The sequence below is a fragment of the Mesorhizobium sp. CA12 genome (genome assembly GCF_020165255.1).
Classification (GTDB): Bacteria; Pseudomonadota; Alphaproteobacteria; order Rhizobiales; family Rhizobiaceae; genus Mesorhizobium.
The window spans coordinates 100,634-115,731 of record NZ_JAIUHT010000011.1; the positions used below are offsets into that span (position 1 = coordinate 100,634).

At 62.4% G+C, this 15,098-nt stretch carries 19 protein-coding genes and 1 pseudogene; 9 read left to right on the forward strand and 11 right to left on the reverse strand.

Annotation, left to right across the window (positions count from 1 at the left end):
• Positions 1-298 precede the first annotated feature (298 nt).
• A complete protein-coding gene (locus LB520_RS19085) occupies positions 299-469 on the reverse strand; it encodes a hypothetical protein (RefSeq protein ID WP_224638484.1) in 171 nt (56 codons plus the stop codon).
• Between the two features lie 617 nt (positions 470-1,086).
• A complete protein-coding gene (locus tag LB520_RS19090) occupies positions 1,087-2,847 on the reverse strand; it encodes a thiamine pyrophosphate-dependent enzyme (protein ID WP_224638485.1) in 1,761 nt (586 codons plus the stop codon).
• A 144-nt stretch (positions 2,848-2,991) separates the two neighbouring features.
• Here LB520_RS19090 and LB520_RS19095 point away from each other — a divergent pair, with 144 nt between their 5' ends.
• The 3 genes from LB520_RS19095 (at position 2,992) to LB520_RS19105 (ending at position 5,088) form a co-directional block, all read left to right on the forward strand.
• Positions 2,992-3,888, forward strand: a complete 897-nt coding sequence (locus tag LB520_RS19095) for an alpha/beta fold hydrolase (RefSeq protein WP_224638486.1) — start codon at positions 2,992-2,994, stop codon at positions 3,886-3,888.
• A gap of 131 nt (positions 3,889-4,019) precedes the next feature.
• Positions 4,020-4,208: a hypothetical protein gene (locus LB520_RS19100; protein WP_224638487.1), complete on the forward strand. Its 189-nt coding sequence runs from the start codon at positions 4,020-4,022 to the stop codon at positions 4,206-4,208.
• 616 nt (positions 4,209-4,824) lie between these two features.
• Complete coding sequence (locus LB520_RS19105; RefSeq protein WP_095768848.1) at positions 4,825-5,088, forward strand: hypothetical protein; 264 nt, start codon at positions 4,825-4,827, stop codon at positions 5,086-5,088.
• A 35-nt stretch (positions 5,089-5,123) separates the two neighbouring features.
• Here LB520_RS19105 and LB520_RS19110 read toward each other — a convergent pair whose 3' ends face one another.
• From LB520_RS19110 to LB520_RS19120, 3 genes are read right to left on the reverse strand one after another with little or no spacing between them, the layout of a single operon-like run.
• The gene (locus tag LB520_RS19110) at positions 5,124-5,336 is read right to left on the reverse strand and encodes a hypothetical protein (protein WP_224638488.1); all 213 of its coding nucleotides are present in this window, start codon (positions 5,334-5,336) and stop codon (positions 5,124-5,126) included.
• A gap of 49 nt (positions 5,337-5,385) precedes the next feature.
• On the reverse strand, positions 5,386-5,985 hold the full coding sequence (locus tag LB520_RS19115) for a hypothetical protein (RefSeq protein ID WP_224638489.1): 600 nt from the start codon (positions 5,983-5,985) through the stop codon (positions 5,386-5,388).
• 14 nt (positions 5,986-5,999) lie between these two features.
• A complete protein-coding gene (locus tag LB520_RS19120) occupies positions 6,000-6,728 on the reverse strand; it encodes a DUF4142 domain-containing protein (RefSeq protein ID WP_224638554.1) in 729 nt (242 codons plus the stop codon).
• Between the two features lie 436 nt (positions 6,729-7,164).
• Between LB520_RS19120 and LB520_RS19125 the strand changes: the two genes are divergently transcribed.
• Positions 7,165-8,079 (forward strand): hypothetical protein, encoded by a 915-nt coding sequence (locus tag LB520_RS19125; RefSeq protein WP_224638490.1) that lies wholly within the window; start codon positions 7,165-7,167, stop codon positions 8,077-8,079.
• A 60-nt stretch (positions 8,080-8,139) separates the two neighbouring features.
• Here the strand turns inward: LB520_RS19125 and LB520_RS19130 are convergent, their stop codons facing one another.
• Entirely contained in the window at positions 8,140-9,210 is a 1,071-nt protein-coding gene (locus LB520_RS19130) for a sensor histidine kinase (RefSeq protein ID WP_224638491.1), read from the reverse strand.
• The gene (locus LB520_RS19135; protein ID WP_224527746.1) at positions 9,210-9,953 is read right to left on the reverse strand and encodes a Crp/Fnr family transcriptional regulator; all 744 of its coding nucleotides are present in this window, start codon (positions 9,951-9,953) and stop codon (positions 9,210-9,212) included. The genes LB520_RS19130 and LB520_RS19135 overlap by 1 nt, the downstream gene beginning before the upstream one ends.
• A 117-nt stretch (positions 9,954-10,070) precedes the next feature.
• Here LB520_RS19135 and LB520_RS19140 point away from each other — a divergent pair, with 117 nt between their 5' ends.
• The gene (locus LB520_RS19140) at positions 10,071-10,250 is read left to right on the forward strand and encodes a hypothetical protein (RefSeq protein ID WP_224638492.1); all 180 of its coding nucleotides are present in this window, start codon (positions 10,071-10,073) and stop codon (positions 10,248-10,250) included.
• A 184-nt stretch (positions 10,251-10,434) separates the two neighbouring features.
• Here LB520_RS19140 and LB520_RS19145 read toward each other — a convergent pair whose 3' ends face one another.
• From LB520_RS19145 to LB520_RS19155, 3 genes are all read right to left on the reverse strand, one after another.
• Positions 10,435-10,653, reverse strand: coding sequence for a hypothetical protein (locus tag LB520_RS19145; protein WP_224544276.1), 219 nt, complete (start codon positions 10,651-10,653; stop codon positions 10,435-10,437).
• 220 nt (positions 10,654-10,873) lie between these two features.
• On the reverse strand, positions 10,874-11,062 hold the full coding sequence (locus LB520_RS19150; protein WP_095768840.1) for a DUF3606 domain-containing protein: 189 nt from the start codon (positions 11,060-11,062) through the stop codon (positions 10,874-10,876).
• A 251-nt stretch (positions 11,063-11,313) separates the two neighbouring features.
• A complete protein-coding gene (locus tag LB520_RS19155) occupies positions 11,314-11,622 on the reverse strand; it encodes a DUF982 domain-containing protein (RefSeq protein ID WP_224527751.1) in 309 nt (102 codons plus the stop codon).
• Between the two features lie 344 nt (positions 11,623-11,966).
• On the opposite strand from LB520_RS19155, the gene LB520_RS19160 reads away from it, so the two are divergent.
• From LB520_RS19160 to LB520_RS19175, 4 genes and pseudogenes are all read left to right on the forward strand, one after another.
• A complete protein-coding gene (locus LB520_RS19160; RefSeq protein ID WP_181174855.1) occupies positions 11,967-12,128 on the forward strand; it encodes a hypothetical protein in 162 nt (53 codons plus the stop codon).
• Between the two features lie 93 nt (positions 12,129-12,221).
• A complete protein-coding gene (locus LB520_RS19165; protein ID WP_095768838.1) occupies positions 12,222-13,028 on the forward strand; it encodes a hypothetical protein in 807 nt (268 codons plus the stop codon).
• Entirely contained in the window at positions 13,021-13,767 is a 747-nt protein-coding gene (locus tag LB520_RS19170; protein WP_224638493.1) for a metallophosphoesterase, read from the forward strand. Before LB520_RS19165 ends, LB520_RS19170 begins: the two co-directional genes overlap by 8 nt.
• 143 nt (positions 13,768-13,910) lie before the next feature.
• Positions 13,911-14,059 (forward strand): annotated as a pseudogene (locus tag LB520_RS19175) (LysR family transcriptional regulator); the annotation flags it as partial.
• A gap of 216 nt (positions 14,060-14,275) precedes the next feature.
• Here the strand turns inward: LB520_RS19175 and LB520_RS19180 are convergent.
• Positions 14,276-15,091 (reverse strand): alpha/beta hydrolase, encoded by an 816-nt coding sequence (locus LB520_RS19180; RefSeq protein ID WP_224527757.1) that lies wholly within the window; start codon positions 15,089-15,091, stop codon positions 14,276-14,278.
• Between the last annotated feature and the right edge of the window lie 7 nt (positions 15,092-15,098).

Consider the following 15,098-nt stretch of genomic DNA (forward strand, 5'->3'; position numbering starts at 1 on the left):
CGCCGGAGTGGATTGCTATCAGGCCCCACCTTCGGACGTGAAAGAGACGAAATACGGCTACCAACTCTCGACCGGCGAGCTGATCCCCTACAGCGACCACCGCATCAAGCGATCACGTGACGAATATTTTCACGAGTGCAAGCCCGGGGGCGACACCAGTTCCCAGCACTCCTTCTGCCTTTATGTTCCGGACCGCGGGATGTGAGGCGCAGCGGTTAGATCCCAAATCGCGACCAAGAAGGCCCGTCCTCGACACAGGCGGACCTCCTCGGTGTGCGAAAGCTACAGGCACGAACGGCTACTTGTTGCAATTCTGCATGTTGGATGTGGTGTTGCCGCTAGCGGTATTGTTGTCGATGTCGTTGCCAGCCGCGTCCTTGCACCGGTCGCCCATGCCGCCGGACGGTTTTGTGGTCGTGCTGTTTGTGGCGTTGGGATCGACCGTGCCGCCATTGCCGTTGTTGTTCATGCCGTTGGTTCCGGTCGTGGTGCCTGTTCCAGACCCGTTGCCACTGGTTCCAGAGCCGCTGGATTGGGCCATTGCGGATGTAGCCAGGACAATTGCGACAGCGGAAGCCGAGAGAAGTCTAATCATGGGGAAGTCTCCTGTTTGATCGCCTGATTGCGATATGTCTCAAACAAGAAATCCCTGTCGATGTTCCAGAGTGGCAGGTGCTATCCATAACTTCTTGTCGATTACACCTGAAACCAACAATGCTGCCATATCGAATGCGCGTCATAGAACAACTAGGCTTATTTGTTGTTCGAACTTTCTGCCTCGGGTCGATCCAGGCCGCGATGTGAAGTCGTTTCACATCGCCTTCGACCGTGTCCCGCGATGGCTCCTTGAAAGTGCCCTTAGAGGTGCCGATGCCGGGATCATTTCATATCAGCGTCGCTCGGATTTTTTGGATTTCAGGCGCTGGTTTCCCTGATGACCATTCCTCGTAGCCCGGTCCATCAAGACTTCACGCGGAACCTGCCGCATCGCCGCCAGGATTTCCCGATCCGGGGTGCCGCGGCGGCCGAGATGCACATCGACATTCGACGGCGCTGGCGGGAATGGTCGAGTGTCAGAATTCCCGCCTATTCGCCGGCCTCCATCATCGTCTTGGCTGGCTCCTGGGCCACGTTTTCCTCGATCTGGTCGCGGCCCGGAGTCCGAGGCAGCGCCTTGCGGAAGTTCTTGGCGTAATCGGGCGGCATTTTCGGCGGCATCATCGGCTCATAGGCGTCGACGAGCGCTTCTATGATCACCGGCCCGCTGGCGGCGAAAGCCTGGTCGAGCACGCGCTCGACCTCCTCCGCCCGCTCGATGCTGAACCCTTTTCCACCCATCGCCTCGGCGGCCTTGGCAAAATCGATCGGCTGCAGCTCGCAGCCGAATTGGGGATTGCCGAGGAACATCATCTGCTCCCAGGCGATCTGGTTCAGCATGTTGTTCTTGATGACCAGGAGTTTCAGCGGAATGCCATAGCGCACGGCCGTCGAAAACTCGCCCAGTTGCATGGCGAGCCCGCCATCGCCGACGATCGCCGCGATAGGGCGGCCGGGAAAGGCTATCCCGGCGGCGATCGCATAGCTGAGGCCGCAGGACATGGAGGCAAGCGCACCGGAAACGCTAAAGGCTTGCCCCGCGCGGAGATCGACATGACGGGCGGCAAGCTCCGTGTTCTGACCGGAATCGGTGGCCAGAATCGCATTCTCCGCAAGACGTTCGCCGAAGGCGCGCGCGACGCGTTGCGGCTTGAGAGGATGAGCCAAGGCGTCTTCGGACTGGCGCATCATCTCGCGCCATTTGCGCATCGAGCTTTGCGCCGTCGCCAGGAACCCGCCGTCAGCTTTCTGCTTCAGCCGCTTGTTGAGGGCGCGCAAGGTCTCCGCCGCATCGCCGACCAGACCGGCTTCGACCGGAAAGCGCAGGCCGATGCGCTGCGCATCGCAATCGATCTGGACGCCACGCGCCTTGCCCGGCCGGGGGTAGTACTCGATGTAGGGGAAGGTCGAGCCGACGATGAGCACGGCGTCGCATGCTTCCATCGCCTCCTGCGATGGCAAGGTGCCCAGAATGCCAATGCCGCCAGTGGTGTAAGGATGGTCGTCCGGCAGCACCGCCTTGCCCAGCAGCGCCTTGACCACCGGCGCCTGCAACAGCCGCGCCGATTCTTCAAGCTCGGCCGCCGCGCCGATCGCTCCGCGTCCCGCAAGGATCGCCACGCGCGCTGCGTCGTTGAGAATGGCCGCGGCCTTGTCCAACTCCGCGTCTTGCGCGACGCAGTGAGGAGCGAACATGCCCTGCGGCGTGTGCGCCGGCCGGTTGCGCTTGGATCGCTTGGCCGCGTCGGCGGGCTGTTCCTGGATATCGCTGGCGATTGAAAGATGGGCGACGCCCTTGCGGGCGAGCGCGGTGCGGCAGGCGAGGCTTGCCACGTTCTCCATATGCGCCGCGTCCGAGACCTGGACGTTGTAGACGCTGACGTCGTTGAAGACGCGGGTGAGATCGACATCCTGTTGCGTGAATGTCTCGATCAGGTCATGGAACTGCATGCCGGTAATTGCCAGCACCGGCGCCTGGTCGAGCTTGGCGTCGTAGAGGCCGGTGAGAAGGTGAGTACCGCCGGGCCCCGACGTTGCGAGGCACACGCCGAGCTTGCCTGTCCATTTGGCGTAGGCGCAAGCCATGAAAGCGGCCGATTCCTCATGCCGCACCTGGACGAAGGATATCCTGTCCCGGTTTTTGCGCAGCGCCTCCATGACGCCATTGATGCCGTCGCCGGGCAGGCCGAACACGACTTCGACGTTCCAGGCAATCAGGGTGTCGACGAGGATTTCGGCTGCGTTGGGCATGGCGAGGCTCCGCTGTTGGCTTCCGAACCGGCAAGACCACGGTTGGTTCCCTCGTCGGATCGGGCCGGGCCGGCGGTCACAAGGAACAAACCCGATTGCAAGGGGTTGGGCGGCCACTGCAATGTGCTGCTCTGAGGAGGGTCTGTGGAAGAGCCTGTTTTCTGCGACACGCCGCTGCTGCGGGTCGCCTATGTGAGCGGCGGATCCGAGGACGGAGCGCCTGTGCTGCTCCTTCATGGCTGGCCCGACGATGCGACCACTTTTGTGGACGTGTCGCCATTTCTTCACGCCGCGGGCTTTCGCACCTTCGCGCCATGGCTGCGCGGGTTTGGAGGAACTGTGTTCCACTCCAGCGAAACGATGCGCTCAGGCGAGATCGCCGCCATGGCGCAGGACGCGCTCGACTTTGCCGATGCCATCGGCCTTGAACGATTCGCGGTTGTCGGCCACGACTGGGGGGCACGCATCGCCTACCTGCTCGCCTCCGTCTTTCCGCAGAGGATAAGATGCTGCGCGGCGCTTTCGCTGGGATGGCAACCCGGCTCGCTTCCGACGCCCCCTTTGGAGCAGGCGAGGGCCTTCTGGTACCATTGGTTCATGGCGACCGAGCGCGGCGAGGAGTTCGTGCGACAGCACGGCCATTCCTTCGCGCGATTCCAATGGGGCAGCTGGAGCCCGCCAGGCTGGTTTGACGACGCGCTGTTTGAACGTGTGGCGAAGTCCTTCAAAAATCCGGACTGGCGGGATGTGACGCTGCATTCCTATCGCGTGCGCTGGGGGGAGGCGGATCCCGATCCGCGCTACGCTGAACTCGCGCGCAAGCAGGTTGAGGCGAAGGTCATCTCGGTGCCGACACTGGTCCTTCATGGCGATGACGACCGCGTCGTTCTGCCGGGTTCGTCCGAAGGCAAGGAGGAGTATTTCTCGGCAAGCTACGAACGTGAGCTTCTGCCGGGCGTCGGCCACTTTCCGACCCGCGAGGCGCCTGAGCAGACCCGAGAGGCGCTGGAGAGCTTCCTGACAAGCTTCGGCAGGCAATAGGCTGCGCCGACGATATTCGGGACAGCTGCCCCGAGAGGAAGTTCGTCGGTCCAGCAGACTGGCGAGACAGGAACCTTTTTCCCATCAGTGGGTTAGTGAGAAAGGCATTAACCCATGTTAGGGGAACGGCCGTGACACGCAAGATTCGTCAAGTGCTCGGATCGGAGGAGGAGCCCTCCAAGATCACGACGCCGGAGCGCGAGACGAGCGTCGCGTTGGAGGCGCTGAGATGCGAGAATGCACCGTCTCGAATGTTGGCACTGGCGCGTAAGCTCGACGCCGCGATAGCGTTGCGGACGCGCAAGACCCGCCCGAATTGATTGTCGACTGCGACGTTCCGATCGCGACGATGCGGAACAATCATGGCCGGCAGTTGTTCGTCTCCAAACCTTCCATGAGGCGATCGGATGAAGGGCATAATTCAAAGCCTGATTGCCGAGTTCCTGCCGCGATGGTGGCGCCGAAAATCTCGCGCCCCGGCACCGAGGCAAGCGCCGGTTCGTGTGTTCTCGCGGGTAAAATCGGACAGTTCCCAAGCGACCGGGGCAGGGGAAGTATCGGATGAAGGTCCAAGATAGCCAAGCCAGGGCATGCCCGCTCCGGCGGCTGAAACATTCGTCCCGATTGCCGTTCGGCAACATCATTTCAGCGGGCGCGAGGCGACACCGAAAATGCCGAAGAAAGTTTTCCCAGTACCCGACGCGCTGGAAACGTGAAACTTTCTCCGGAACATTTCTGTCGCCTGCCGGTTCGAAAGCCGATCGCCCTCCCTCTAGCGATCCAGGGTCCCATCAGGCCCATGGCCCGTTGCCGCATGCAGGCAGCGGGCCTTCTTCGTCTGGATCGCCGCGTCGCTCCCGAACCGGGCGCAGGGGAACAAGCGGGATATCTTCGGGTTCCTCTGAGATAGCGGGAACTGTCAACCAGGAGGCCGCAATGAGCGAGGCTATGACGACCTCAAATCACGAAGTGATCCGAGCTTGGATCGAGGCGCGCGAGGGCAGGCCTGCCGTCGTCGCCGGGGCGGGGAAGGGCGCGATCCTGCGGGTCGATTTCGGCGCAGGCGACGAAGATCTGAGACCGATCGAATGGGAAGACTTCTTCAAAGTGCTGGACGACGACAATTTGGCGTTCGTCCACCAGGACATGACCGCGGAGGGTACCATCAGCCGCTTCAACAAATTCATCGCGCGCGAATAGGCCTCTAGGAAAGAACGGATATCGCGCTCGAACTGTCACTGAGCCCCCGGCATCTTGCTGGCATCCTGCGGATTCTTCGTGATGCCGGCGGCCGGCGAGGTATCCTGCGGCGCGTTCCCGCCCTGGTTTTGCTCTGGCGTCCGTTTGACGGGCGCTGTTTGCCAGCCTGTGCCGACATAGACGAAGGCCCAATAACAGAGCACCAGGACCACCGCAGCCAATATCAGTGGCAGAAGCACCCGTCTCATGTCGAACTCCTGGCTGGCTTTGCGTCTGTTGTGGCCGCCGACGGCGAGGTTAGGTCGCCCTTCGGCGCGCCGCTTCCCGCTCGACATCCTCAGCCGAGTAATCGCCGGCAGCCGGATCGAAGGCTGCCCACCCGTCCGCTTCATATTCGCTGCGGCGGTCGGCGATGTTGACCGACGCGGAGCTGTGAAGGACTTCCCGGGCTTCCGAAGCGAGGTCGTCCTCGACGCGAGCCGTCACTAGCGTGCCGCCGCGGCGGACGCCTTCGGCATAGACATGCGCGTCTTCCTCCGGCACGCCGGCATCGGTCAGGCTGCCGATAATGCCGCCGGCCGCGCCGCCCACAATCGCTCCGGCGACGGCGCCCGCGGCTGTCGACGCCAGCCAGCCGGCCGCGACGACCGGCCCGACGCCAGGTATCGCCATGGCGCCTAGGCCTGTTGCCAAGCCTCCGGCGCCGCCCACGACCGCGCCGATACCGGCGCCGCTGGCGGCATCCTCGGCGGCCGGGGATGGCGTGTTTCGATACCAGCCGCGGGCATTGTTGGCCATGATGCTGATGTCGGATGACGGGACGCCAATGGATTCCAGCTCGCCTACCGCGTCAGCGGCGTCGTCATAGTCGTCGAACAGCGCGGTCATCGTTTGCATGTCGGTTCTCCTGTCTATTGTTGGCCGGCGAAGACGTTGCCCTGATAATCGAGTGCAACGGAGGTGCCCTTGCCGTCCTTCGTCGCCTGGCCACGCCAGATGCCCTGCTCGTCCTTGGCGAGCGCTGACACGTCAGCATAACCGGCATCCTGGATGCGCTTCTTCGCCTGCGCCTCGGTGAAGCTGTTTGCGCCGGGAACCGGAGCGGGTGGTTTGGGTGTCGATGCCGATTTGACCGCCGGCATGCTCGCGCTGGCGCGGGCGATCTTCTCGATCATGTCCTGATGCATTTTCAGTGTCGGCAGGGTTTCCGCCGCGAAAGATTTGAGCGCGGGATTGTCTCCGTCCTTGGCGTAGGCCTCGAACAGGCCGACCGCGTCCGCATGTGCCTTGCGCTGCATCTCCACGTAAGGCTGATCCAGCGAGGCCGTCGTGCTCTGCAACCGTTCCAGATCGCTCTTATGCTCCGCATCGGAGCGCGTCGGTACCTGCAATTTCTGCTCGGCGGCGATCTTCTGCAGTTTGGCGTTCGCCGCGCCGTGGTCGGTGATCATCCGCTTGGCGAAATCCTTGATCTGCTGATCCTTCGCATTGTCTTGCGCGATCTTGCTGGAATCCACTTCGAACATCCCGCCGATGGCAGCCTTGTCGACGAAGGTCTGCGCGTCGTCGGCCGCGAAGGCCGGAAGGGCAAGCATCAACGCGACGGCCGTCGATGGAACGAGCAACATACGCAAGCTCATGGCTGAAGGCTCCTTGCTGTTTGATGGGGCCCGAACCGCTATTCCCGGCCTTTGTTCCGCGACAGACTTGTGCCGTTTCAAAAGGCCAAAATGGAATCCGCCAGCTCTGGCCGGGCGGGTTTCTGATCGGTCGACCATGGCGAAGCCCGGTCAGCGGGCAAGAGAGGAGCCGGTGAATTCGTCGACGAGGATCGGCCCTTTTTCACAACGGGGACGGGCCTTTGCCTCAATCAAGCGCTCGGAGTCGAGGCGAAACCGGCCTTTGTCTCAGAGCTCTGCTCGTGGGTGGAACGAAAGCCGAATCCGGGAATTACCTACAAGCACTGAAGATTACTTGCAGGAGGAAGAAATGGGACGAGGTATTCTACTCTGGCTGCTCGGCGTTCCGATTCCGATCATCATCCTTTTGATGCTTTTCGCGCGGTAGGAGCGGACAATGACCAATGCCTTTTCCGCGGTCGACGAAGCCGCGATCGAAACATCTTCGTCTGCCGTCAATTGGGGACCTATCGTGGCAGGCGCTTTCGCCGCGGCCACTTTGACGCTTGTTCTCATGCTCGTCGGTTCCGGGCTTGGTCTGACGATGATGTCGCCCTGGGGCGGCGCTTCGCTGACGACTTTCGCCGTGTCGACCGCGGTCTGGCTGGTCATAGTGCAATGGCTGTCATCCGCGCTTGGCGGCTATGTTGCCGGACGGCTTCGCACCAAGTGGGTCAACGTTCATACCGATGAGGTGTATTTCCGCGATACCGCGCACGGGTTCCTGGCCTGGGCGCTTGCCACCTTGCTGGTGGCCACCGTCCTTGGTTCGGCGATCTCGGGAATTGTCGGCACTGGCGCCCAGGCGACGACCGGCTTGTTGAGCGGCGCCGCAGCCGGTGCAGCTTCGCAGGCCTCGTCGGCCCAGTCGCCATCCGCCAATGATTTGGCTGGATATTTCGTCGACGCGTTGTTCCGGCCGGCCGATAACGCAGCCGCTGCAACACCTCCGGCCGGCACGCCTCAGAACAATGCCGATGCCGCAGGGCAGGCGACACGCATACTGGCAATCAGCGCTGCGAACGGCGAAATGAGCGCGAATGACAAGGCATATCTCGCCCGCCTGGTGGCATCGCGGACGGGCCTTCCACAGGCCGATGCGCAGAAGCGGGTGGACGAGGTCCTCGCCAGCGTCGAGGAAGCCAAGAACAAAGCCAAGGCGGCCGCCGACAAGGCCCGCAAGGCAAGCGCCACCACTGCTCTGGTTGGCGCATTGTCGCTGGTGATCGGCGCCTTCATCGCGGCCGTTGCGGGAGTGCTTGGCGGCCGGCAAAGGGACGAGGACGAGGCTCGCTTTTCCAGAAGCAGCTGACGGACATCGCGCCTAGTCTGGAAGAGGGCGGCAACCATGTCGCCGACAGCGGTGGTCGTGCTACTGGCCGCCTATGGCGCCAAGCGGGATGACAGCCGTGAAATTGAGCCCGCTCGGCGCGAGCCGCAAGTCCACTGTCGCTCCGAGTTCGTAGGGCAAGGTGCGCTCCAGGACCTCCAAGCCGAAGCCGCGCCGCTCGACGGGTTTGAAATCGTGGGATCCGCTCTCCATCCATTTGAAATGGAGCAGGTCCTCTGTCAGCTGCCATTGGATGTCGATGCGGCCTGCGCGGCTAGACAGTGCTCCGTATTTCAGGGCGTTGGTCGCTAACTCGTGGATGGCCAGCCCCATTGTCTCGGCGGCCTTGGGCGCAAGCGTCACGGGCGGACCGTCGATCGTCAGGTTCTCGCCTTCCCGGCCGCCCGCAGCACGCAATTCTTCCGCCACGATCAATGCCAGACTGATACCGATCGACGGGCGGCGTGTGATGGCCGCCTGGACCCGGGCGAAGGCGTTGATGCGGCCTTCCAGATGGGCCGCGGCTTCGTCCAGGGATTCGCTCTTCTCCATCGTGCGCCGCACGATCGAGCGGATGATGGCCAGCGTGTTGCGCACGTGATGCTGCAATTCGGCGAAGCGGGCCTGGTGTTGTTCCTCGCATTCCTTCTGACGCGTGATGTCGTGACCGATGCTCCCGATCTGGGCGACCTTTCCCCCTTCATCGCGCATCGGAAAATCGGCGTTGCGCAGCCAGCGTATCTCATTGTCGGCCGGCCGGCATATACGGTATTCGAAGGTGACGCTTTCGCCGTCGCGAATGCGCTCGATCTGGGCCAGCACATGCTCGCGGTCTTCAGGCAGGACAAGGTCGATCCAGCTGGCGAAGTTGTCGCCGGCCAGGGCCTTTTCACGGCTCATGCCGTAAATGGCGTCGAAAGCCGGGCTCAGATATTCCCACTGCAGCGTCTCGGCGTTGCGGATCCAAAGCACGTCCGAGGCGGCCTCTCCGAAATCCTGCAGGTTCTCCTCGCTTGCGCGCAGCCCTGCTTCGGCACTCGCATGCTCGTGCAGGGCCGCCTTGACCTCGGCCAGGCTGCGTTCAAGCGGCTTTTTGGGCGGACCCTTTGACATCACTCTTCATTGGCATCGAGATGCCTGCCTTCGCGATCGAGATGCAGATAATTGGGATTGAACAGCGCGACGTCCTGCAATGCCTGAAGGTTGGGAATGGTCAGCGTCCTGTCCTTCAGCACGATGAGGTTCGAGGCGCGCAGCTCCTGCAGGGTGCGATTCACATGAACCGTCGACATGCCCAGCGTCTCGCCCAGTTCCGTCTGCGTCAACGGGAACTCGCAACTGCTATTGCTCGTGCAGCCGGCGGCCTCCAGCCGGATGAACAGCTCGCATAACAGATGCGCCATGCGCTCCAGTGCATCGCGCTGCCCGAGATTGACCGTCCACTCGCGCTGTATCGCCGCTGCGACGAGCGATTCCCACCACAGTGCCTGGGTGATGCGCGGATGCCCGATCATCATTTCGTCGAAGGCCGTGCGCGAGATTTCCGACACCACGACCGGCGTGATGGCGCCGATAGAGTGGTCCATTTCCTTCAGGACGAAGACATTCAGATCGCACAGGTCCCCAGGCAGGAAAAATGCGATGATCTGCCTGCGCCCGTCTTCGAGGGTCTTGTAGCGGCAGGCCCAGCCCTCGCTGATCAGATTGATGAATTCGGGCTTCTCGCCCTCGTGGATGATATCCTCGCGCGCGGCGAAACGTCGAACCCGTTGCGCCGCTATTCTGAGCAGCATGTCCTTGTCGGCCTGCGAGAGCCGCGTGAACTTCTCGAGCTTCCGGATCAGAGGCCGCCTCATCCTTATCCTTCTTGTCCGTGATACACAGAACGATCGGGCAACGACCTTACCTATGTTAACGTCCGTTTGCCGCGGACGACTGCGAGCAGGAAGCGCATATGGACGACAAAGTCGCCGATGCTCGTGCACCGTCCTGGAGACGCGTATTTTCCTGAGCAGGATATCACAGCCGCGATTTTCGCGCTCGGTTTCACGGCTATCGATCCCGTCGCGGCCAGCCACGAGGCCTTGGAAGCGCCTGGTCAAGATCGCGTCGAAATGGGCATGACCGATCTCGAGGGCCGGAGCCGCGATTGATCATGCGTCGTGTGCCAAGCGCTGAGAAGCGGCTGCCGCGAGTGTCCGCCACCGGCTACGACGCAGCCGCGCCCCTCTCGTGTTGCCAATCGCAGCTGGACAAGCCCACTGCCGACCAATCCGGCGCGTCACCCGCTGGACATGGCGCGCCGGCCTTGCGGCCCCTTGAGAGATCCTCGCCGGATTAAACCGACATCAAGTCGAAGCTGACGGCGTGTCCGTGCTTGACGGCCGACCGCGCGATCATGTTGCTCAATTGAGGAGACTCTACCGAGCAATCCGGCATGACAGTAAGGATGGCCCGCGTGGCCGCGGCCACCGACACCGGCGAGCGGTGCGAGGAACGCGTTTCCATATAGTGCTCGATGAGTTCGTTCAGACGGACAGGATGATATTTGATCACGCCGCACCTCCCTAAGCCGCGCTTTATTTCTCTTGCAGCCAACGAATGCTCCCGGTCTCACGGTCGCGCATTAACCCATGAGAGGGAGGTGGAAATTCTTTGAAGCGCTGCAACGACACGTCTGGAGGCGTTGGCGCTTCGGTCAATCACACTGGCTTTGCGCGCGCATTCCCTTCGCCGGCGGCTTCAGCCAGACGCATCCGCGCCAGGTGATTCCGGCTTAACGGGAACCAAGCGCCTTGGCTTCGCGCTCCAGCGTCGCGCGGTCATTGCCGTGTTTGCGAATAAGCTCCCGGGCTTCGGGCATCGTCAGCTGGAATTTCCGTGCGAAATACGCGACCTCATATTCCTCATCGCCCGATACGCGGTCGCGGTCGCGGAAATCGCGCTTGTTCTTGTCGTCGGCCATCACCGTTCCTCCTGGTTGAAGAACAACGTCCGCCGGTAAACGTTCCGTCGGCCGCTGCACGGAACATGCGGCTCGGTGCGGTTCGGGAGTCCCCCCTCGCACCCGCCGGCGTACCGAGCGCCTGATCGGAGAAACGGCATGGCCATCGTGGGGAGCCGCCTTTTTGCTGGAACGATCCCGCTGGGCTGCTGGCTCAGATCGGGGCGGGCAAATCTCGGCTCGCCCATAGCGGACCCGGGATGCGTCTGATCTCAGCTCTGGTCGCGAAGCAATATTCTGGCGTCCTCGGCAGCAGCGATGAAAGCCTGGCGTGCGACCCTTGGCGGCTCCTGATTGCGCAACACCGCAAGGCAGGCCTGGATTGCGCGGCGCCGTGTCCTCAAATGAGGCTTGGGCCAATCGTGCAAAAGCACGTCAGCCGCATCCAGCACCGACACGACGACGCGGTCACGGTCGATGCGACCTGGCTGCACCACGACCGGTTTGCGAAAACGTTTGCTGCGATAGCGCATGGCCGCTTTGCCGCTGAAACGGTGATCGGACACGGCATCATCCTTCAATCGGCGTTTGCGACAACAACCTATGTTAAGGCGGCGCGACCGATCGTGGCGCAGAGTGCGGCGGCCTTAGTTCCCTCACCGAGGCAGGCCCGGTCTGCGCTCCTGTGTCACCACCGAGGATAAGCAGACCGGGCTTTCAATTGGCTCCGCAATGCCTGCGGAAGGCCTTCAGCGATCCCATTCTCCATGGAAAGCGCGCTTCTTCAGTAAACATGGACGCGAGCATGGGCACGGCCGTGAGTCGAGATCGGCTTGACTGTCGCCTCGCACGGACGGGGCGGAACATTTGGCCGCCAACTCGGTTAGCCGGATGACCGACCGCCTCCAACCGGGAAGGAAAAGCCATGCTCGGTATCGATCTATGGGCCTTCGTCGTGATCGGCGGGCCGATTATTCTCCTGCTCGTGCTCGTTTATGCTCTTTTGACTCGCCGGCATCGAGGACCGGCCGAACGCCGCGAGAGCGATCGTGCAACCGAGCGCCTATACCGCAAGCAAGGGGACTGAGGTGAGGCTCACCCACAGTCGCCGGCGACGGAACCAGCCGGTCAGGTTGCTGTTTACATCCCGGATGAAGATTTGAGCTCGGAGCAACGGTCGATGGCCGATGACGAGTTGCCGGGCGTGCTGGCGACGCTGCCTGTGATCGACGCCAAGGCGGAGCCGACGCTGAAGAGCGCGGAGGCGGAAGCTTTCTATACGCACGCGATCCGGGAGCTCGCCGCCACCGACATTCCTTTTCTGGTTGCCGGGACATATGCGGTGAGCGCCTATACCGGCGTCGTGCGCCAGACCAAGGACCTCGATATCTTCTGCAAGGCAGGCGATTGTCCGCGCATCCTCGCCCATTTCAAGGATATCGGCTACGCCGTCGTGATCGAGGACGATCGCTGGCTGGGGAAGGTCTTCGAAGGTCCGCATTTCTTCGACGTGATCTTTGCTTCCGCCAACGGCACCATGCAGGTCGAGGACCAGTGGCTGGAGCATGCCCGGCAGGTCGAGCTACTGGGCAGCCGGGTCAGGATCATCGGACCTACGGAACTTATCTGGTCGAAATGCTTCATCCAGGACAGGGGACGGCACGACGGCGCCGATATCGCCCATACCATCCTCAAGGCACATGAGCAGATCGACTGGCAAAGGCTGCTGTCTTATCTCGACATTCACTGGGAGGTGCTGCTGATGCAGTTGCTGAATTTCCGCTGGATCTATCCCAGCGAACGGGACCGCATTCCCGACTGGTTGCTTGACGATCTGCTCGACCGGCTCGCCAGGCAGCGGCAATTGCCTTCACCGAGGATGAAGATCTGCCGCGGTCGACTGCTGTCGCAGGTCGACTACGAGATCGATGTCAAGGAATGGGGCTTTGCCGGTGTCGGCGGCGTTGGAGAATTTCACGATGGCTGAACAAAGCAGGGCAAGCAAAACGAGCGGAAACGGCAAAATCAAAGTCGCCGCGGTAGGCGATCTGCATGTTCAGGAAGATGCCCAGACCTCCCATCGCGACCTGTTCGGCGAGGTTTCGCGCGAAGCCGACGTCCTGGTGCTTACCGGCGACCTCACCAATCTCGGCAAGCCGAAGGAGGCCGAGCTTTTGGCGGAGGATCTCCGGGCCTGCTCGATTCCCGTGGTCGCGGTGCTCGGCAACCACGACTACGAATCCGGTTGCGCCGAGCAGATAGCGGCGACACTTCGCCAGGCCGGCGTTTACCTCCTCGACGGACAGGCGACGGAACTGATGGAAGTCGGCTTTGTCGGCGTCAAAGGTTTTGTTGGCGGGTTCGGCTCGAGGATGCTCGGGTCCTTCGGTGAGCCGGCAATCAAGGCCATGGTGGCCGAGAGCGTCAGCGAGGCGATGCGGCTGGAAAACGCCATGCGGCAAGTCCGCGCCAAGCGGACGCTTGTTGTGCTTCACTACGCCCCGATCGCGGAAACGGTCGCTGGCGAGCCGCCTGAAATCTTCCCGTTCCTCGGCTCTTCCCGGCTGGCCGAAACGATCGACCGGTTCAAGGTGAGCGCCGTCGTGCATGGTCACGCGCATCGAGGCACCTTCGAAGGTCAAACTCCCGGCGGCGCGAAAGTCTACAATGTCGCCATGCACGTCGCGAAGCCGACGGGCCGGCCCTATGCGCTGCTCGAGATCTGAGCCGACCAGCGACTTGGTGACCGGGCTAGACCTCGTCGATCTGGCTGCCTTCCTTGGAAGGGCCCGCGGTGTGGACAGTCCCCAAGGAGCGGATGAAGCGCTCGAAGGCGCACAATGTTTCTCTGTCGCGCCAAGCGCGTGCGGGAACCGACCTGCACATGTACGGAACGCTCTGGCTTCTCAGGGAGAGTCCCGCAAGACGAAGCGCGTGCGGCTCTTCACCGAGGTCTTATCCCGCAGGCTTGCCGCGCACGCGCCGCTTCTCGCCGGGCTGTCCATATCGCGCGACTGACGCGCGGCAGGTCGCCGGAGACGCTTGCGCATCTGATGGTTCGGGCGACGGCAGCCTTCAAGGCGGGGAACTTTTTGAGCGGCTACGGTCTCTTACGGTTTGACGCTTTTGTCGCCATAGCCGCCCCATGCAGCCGGCGCGCTTGCGGCCTGCGCCGCTTGAGCGGGATTGAGCGCAGCATTCCACTTCGCAGGCCAGCGGTATCTGGATAGGGCTCTATGTGGCGATGAGCTTGGCCAGACGATCCGATGCCTCGGTTCCACTCACTCCAAGGTCGCGAACGCTGCTCATGTGATTGGCACCGGAGAGGGCAGTTTGAGACACTGCCAGCCCTTGTTTTCGCAGATGCTTCGCAAATGCCTCGGCCTGGCTGTGAAACGGCGGCGTTTCCTCGGCTCCAACAGCAATCTCGACCTCTACGGCGGGATCGAAGCGATGTGTCAGCGGCGACAGGCTGGCGGCCTCCTCGTCCGTTATGGCGATCTCGGCGGCAAGGAAGGAGGTCTGCAGAGGCTTCAGCTCGTACAAGCCGCCAAGCAGCAGCGCGCCTTTAACGCTTGATGATCGGCCGTCATCGTTGAACAGCATCGTCGCCAGATGGGCGCCGGCGGAGTGCCCGCTGACCGTCAGGCGGCCGCAATCGCCGCCATGCTCGGCGATGTGCTCGAGCACCCAACGCTTGGCTCGGCGCACCTGCTCGACGATGGCGGCCATCCTCACCGAGGGCATCAGTGAATAGTCGACGATGATCGCGATCGCGCCCGCCCGCGTCACCGTGTCCGCGACATAGGAATAATCGCGCTTGGAGAACATGCGCCAGTAGCCGCCGTGGATGAACATGTGCACCGGCAGGCGATCGCGTTTTCCCAGGGGAAAGAACAGATCGACGGTTTCGGCGGCGTCCGGTCCGTAGGCGATATCGGCGACGCTCGGGATTTTCGCCCGGGTCTCCGCGCTGCGGCGAACGATCTCGGCGACGATATCGTCGAACTCCGTAACGTGGTCGCGGATGCGAAACGGATCCCTGGTCACGCCTGCG

Bases quoted from the DNA above. Each gene is read 5' to 3' on its own strand.
- LB520_RS19085 (WP_224638484.1), bottom strand. From the start codon at position 469: ATGAACAACAACGGCAATGGCGGCACGGTCGATCCCAACGCCACAAAC.
- LB520_RS19090 (WP_224638485.1), bottom strand. From the start codon at position 2,847: ATGCCCAACGCAGCCGAAATCCTCGTCGACACCCTGATTGCCTGGAAC.
- LB520_RS19105 (WP_095768848.1), top strand. From the start codon at position 4,825: ATGAGCGAGGCTATGACGACCTCAAATCACGAAGTGATCCGAGCTTGG.
- LB520_RS19110 (WP_224638488.1), bottom strand. From the start codon at position 5,336: ATGAGACGGGTGCTTCTGCCACTGATATTGGCTGCGGTGGTCCTGGTG.
- LB520_RS19115 (WP_224638489.1), bottom strand. From the start codon at position 5,985: ATGCAAACGATGACCGCGCTGTTCGACGACTATGACGACGCCGCTGAC.
- LB520_RS19120 (WP_224638554.1), bottom strand. From the start codon at position 6,728: ATGAGCTTGCGTATGTTGCTCGTTCCATCGACGGCCGTCGCGTTGATG.
- LB520_RS19125 (WP_224638490.1), top strand. From the start codon at position 7,165: ATGACCAATGCCTTTTCCGCGGTCGACGAAGCCGCGATCGAAACATCT.
- LB520_RS19130 (WP_224638491.1), bottom strand. From the start codon at position 9,210: ATGTCAAAGGGTCCGCCCAAAAAGCCGCTTGAACGCAGCCTGGCCGAG.
- LB520_RS19135 (WP_224527746.1), bottom strand. From the start codon at position 9,953: ATGAGGCGGCCTCTGATCCGGAAGCTCGAGAAGTTCACGCGGCTCTCG.
- LB520_RS19140 (WP_224638492.1), top strand. From the start codon at position 10,071: ATGCTCGTGCACCGTCCTGGAGACGCGTATTTTCCTGAGCAGGATATC.
- LB520_RS19150 (WP_095768840.1), bottom strand. From the start codon at position 11,062: ATGGCCGACGACAAGAACAAGCGCGATTTCCGCGACCGCGACCGCGTA.
- LB520_RS19160 (WP_181174855.1), top strand. From the start codon at position 11,967: ATGCTCGGTATCGATCTATGGGCCTTCGTCGTGATCGGCGGGCCGATT.
- LB520_RS19165 (WP_095768838.1), top strand. From the start codon at position 12,222: ATGGCCGATGACGAGTTGCCGGGCGTGCTGGCGACGCTGCCTGTGATC.
- LB520_RS19170 (WP_224638493.1), top strand. From the start codon at position 13,021: ATGGCTGAACAAAGCAGGGCAAGCAAAACGAGCGGAAACGGCAAAATC.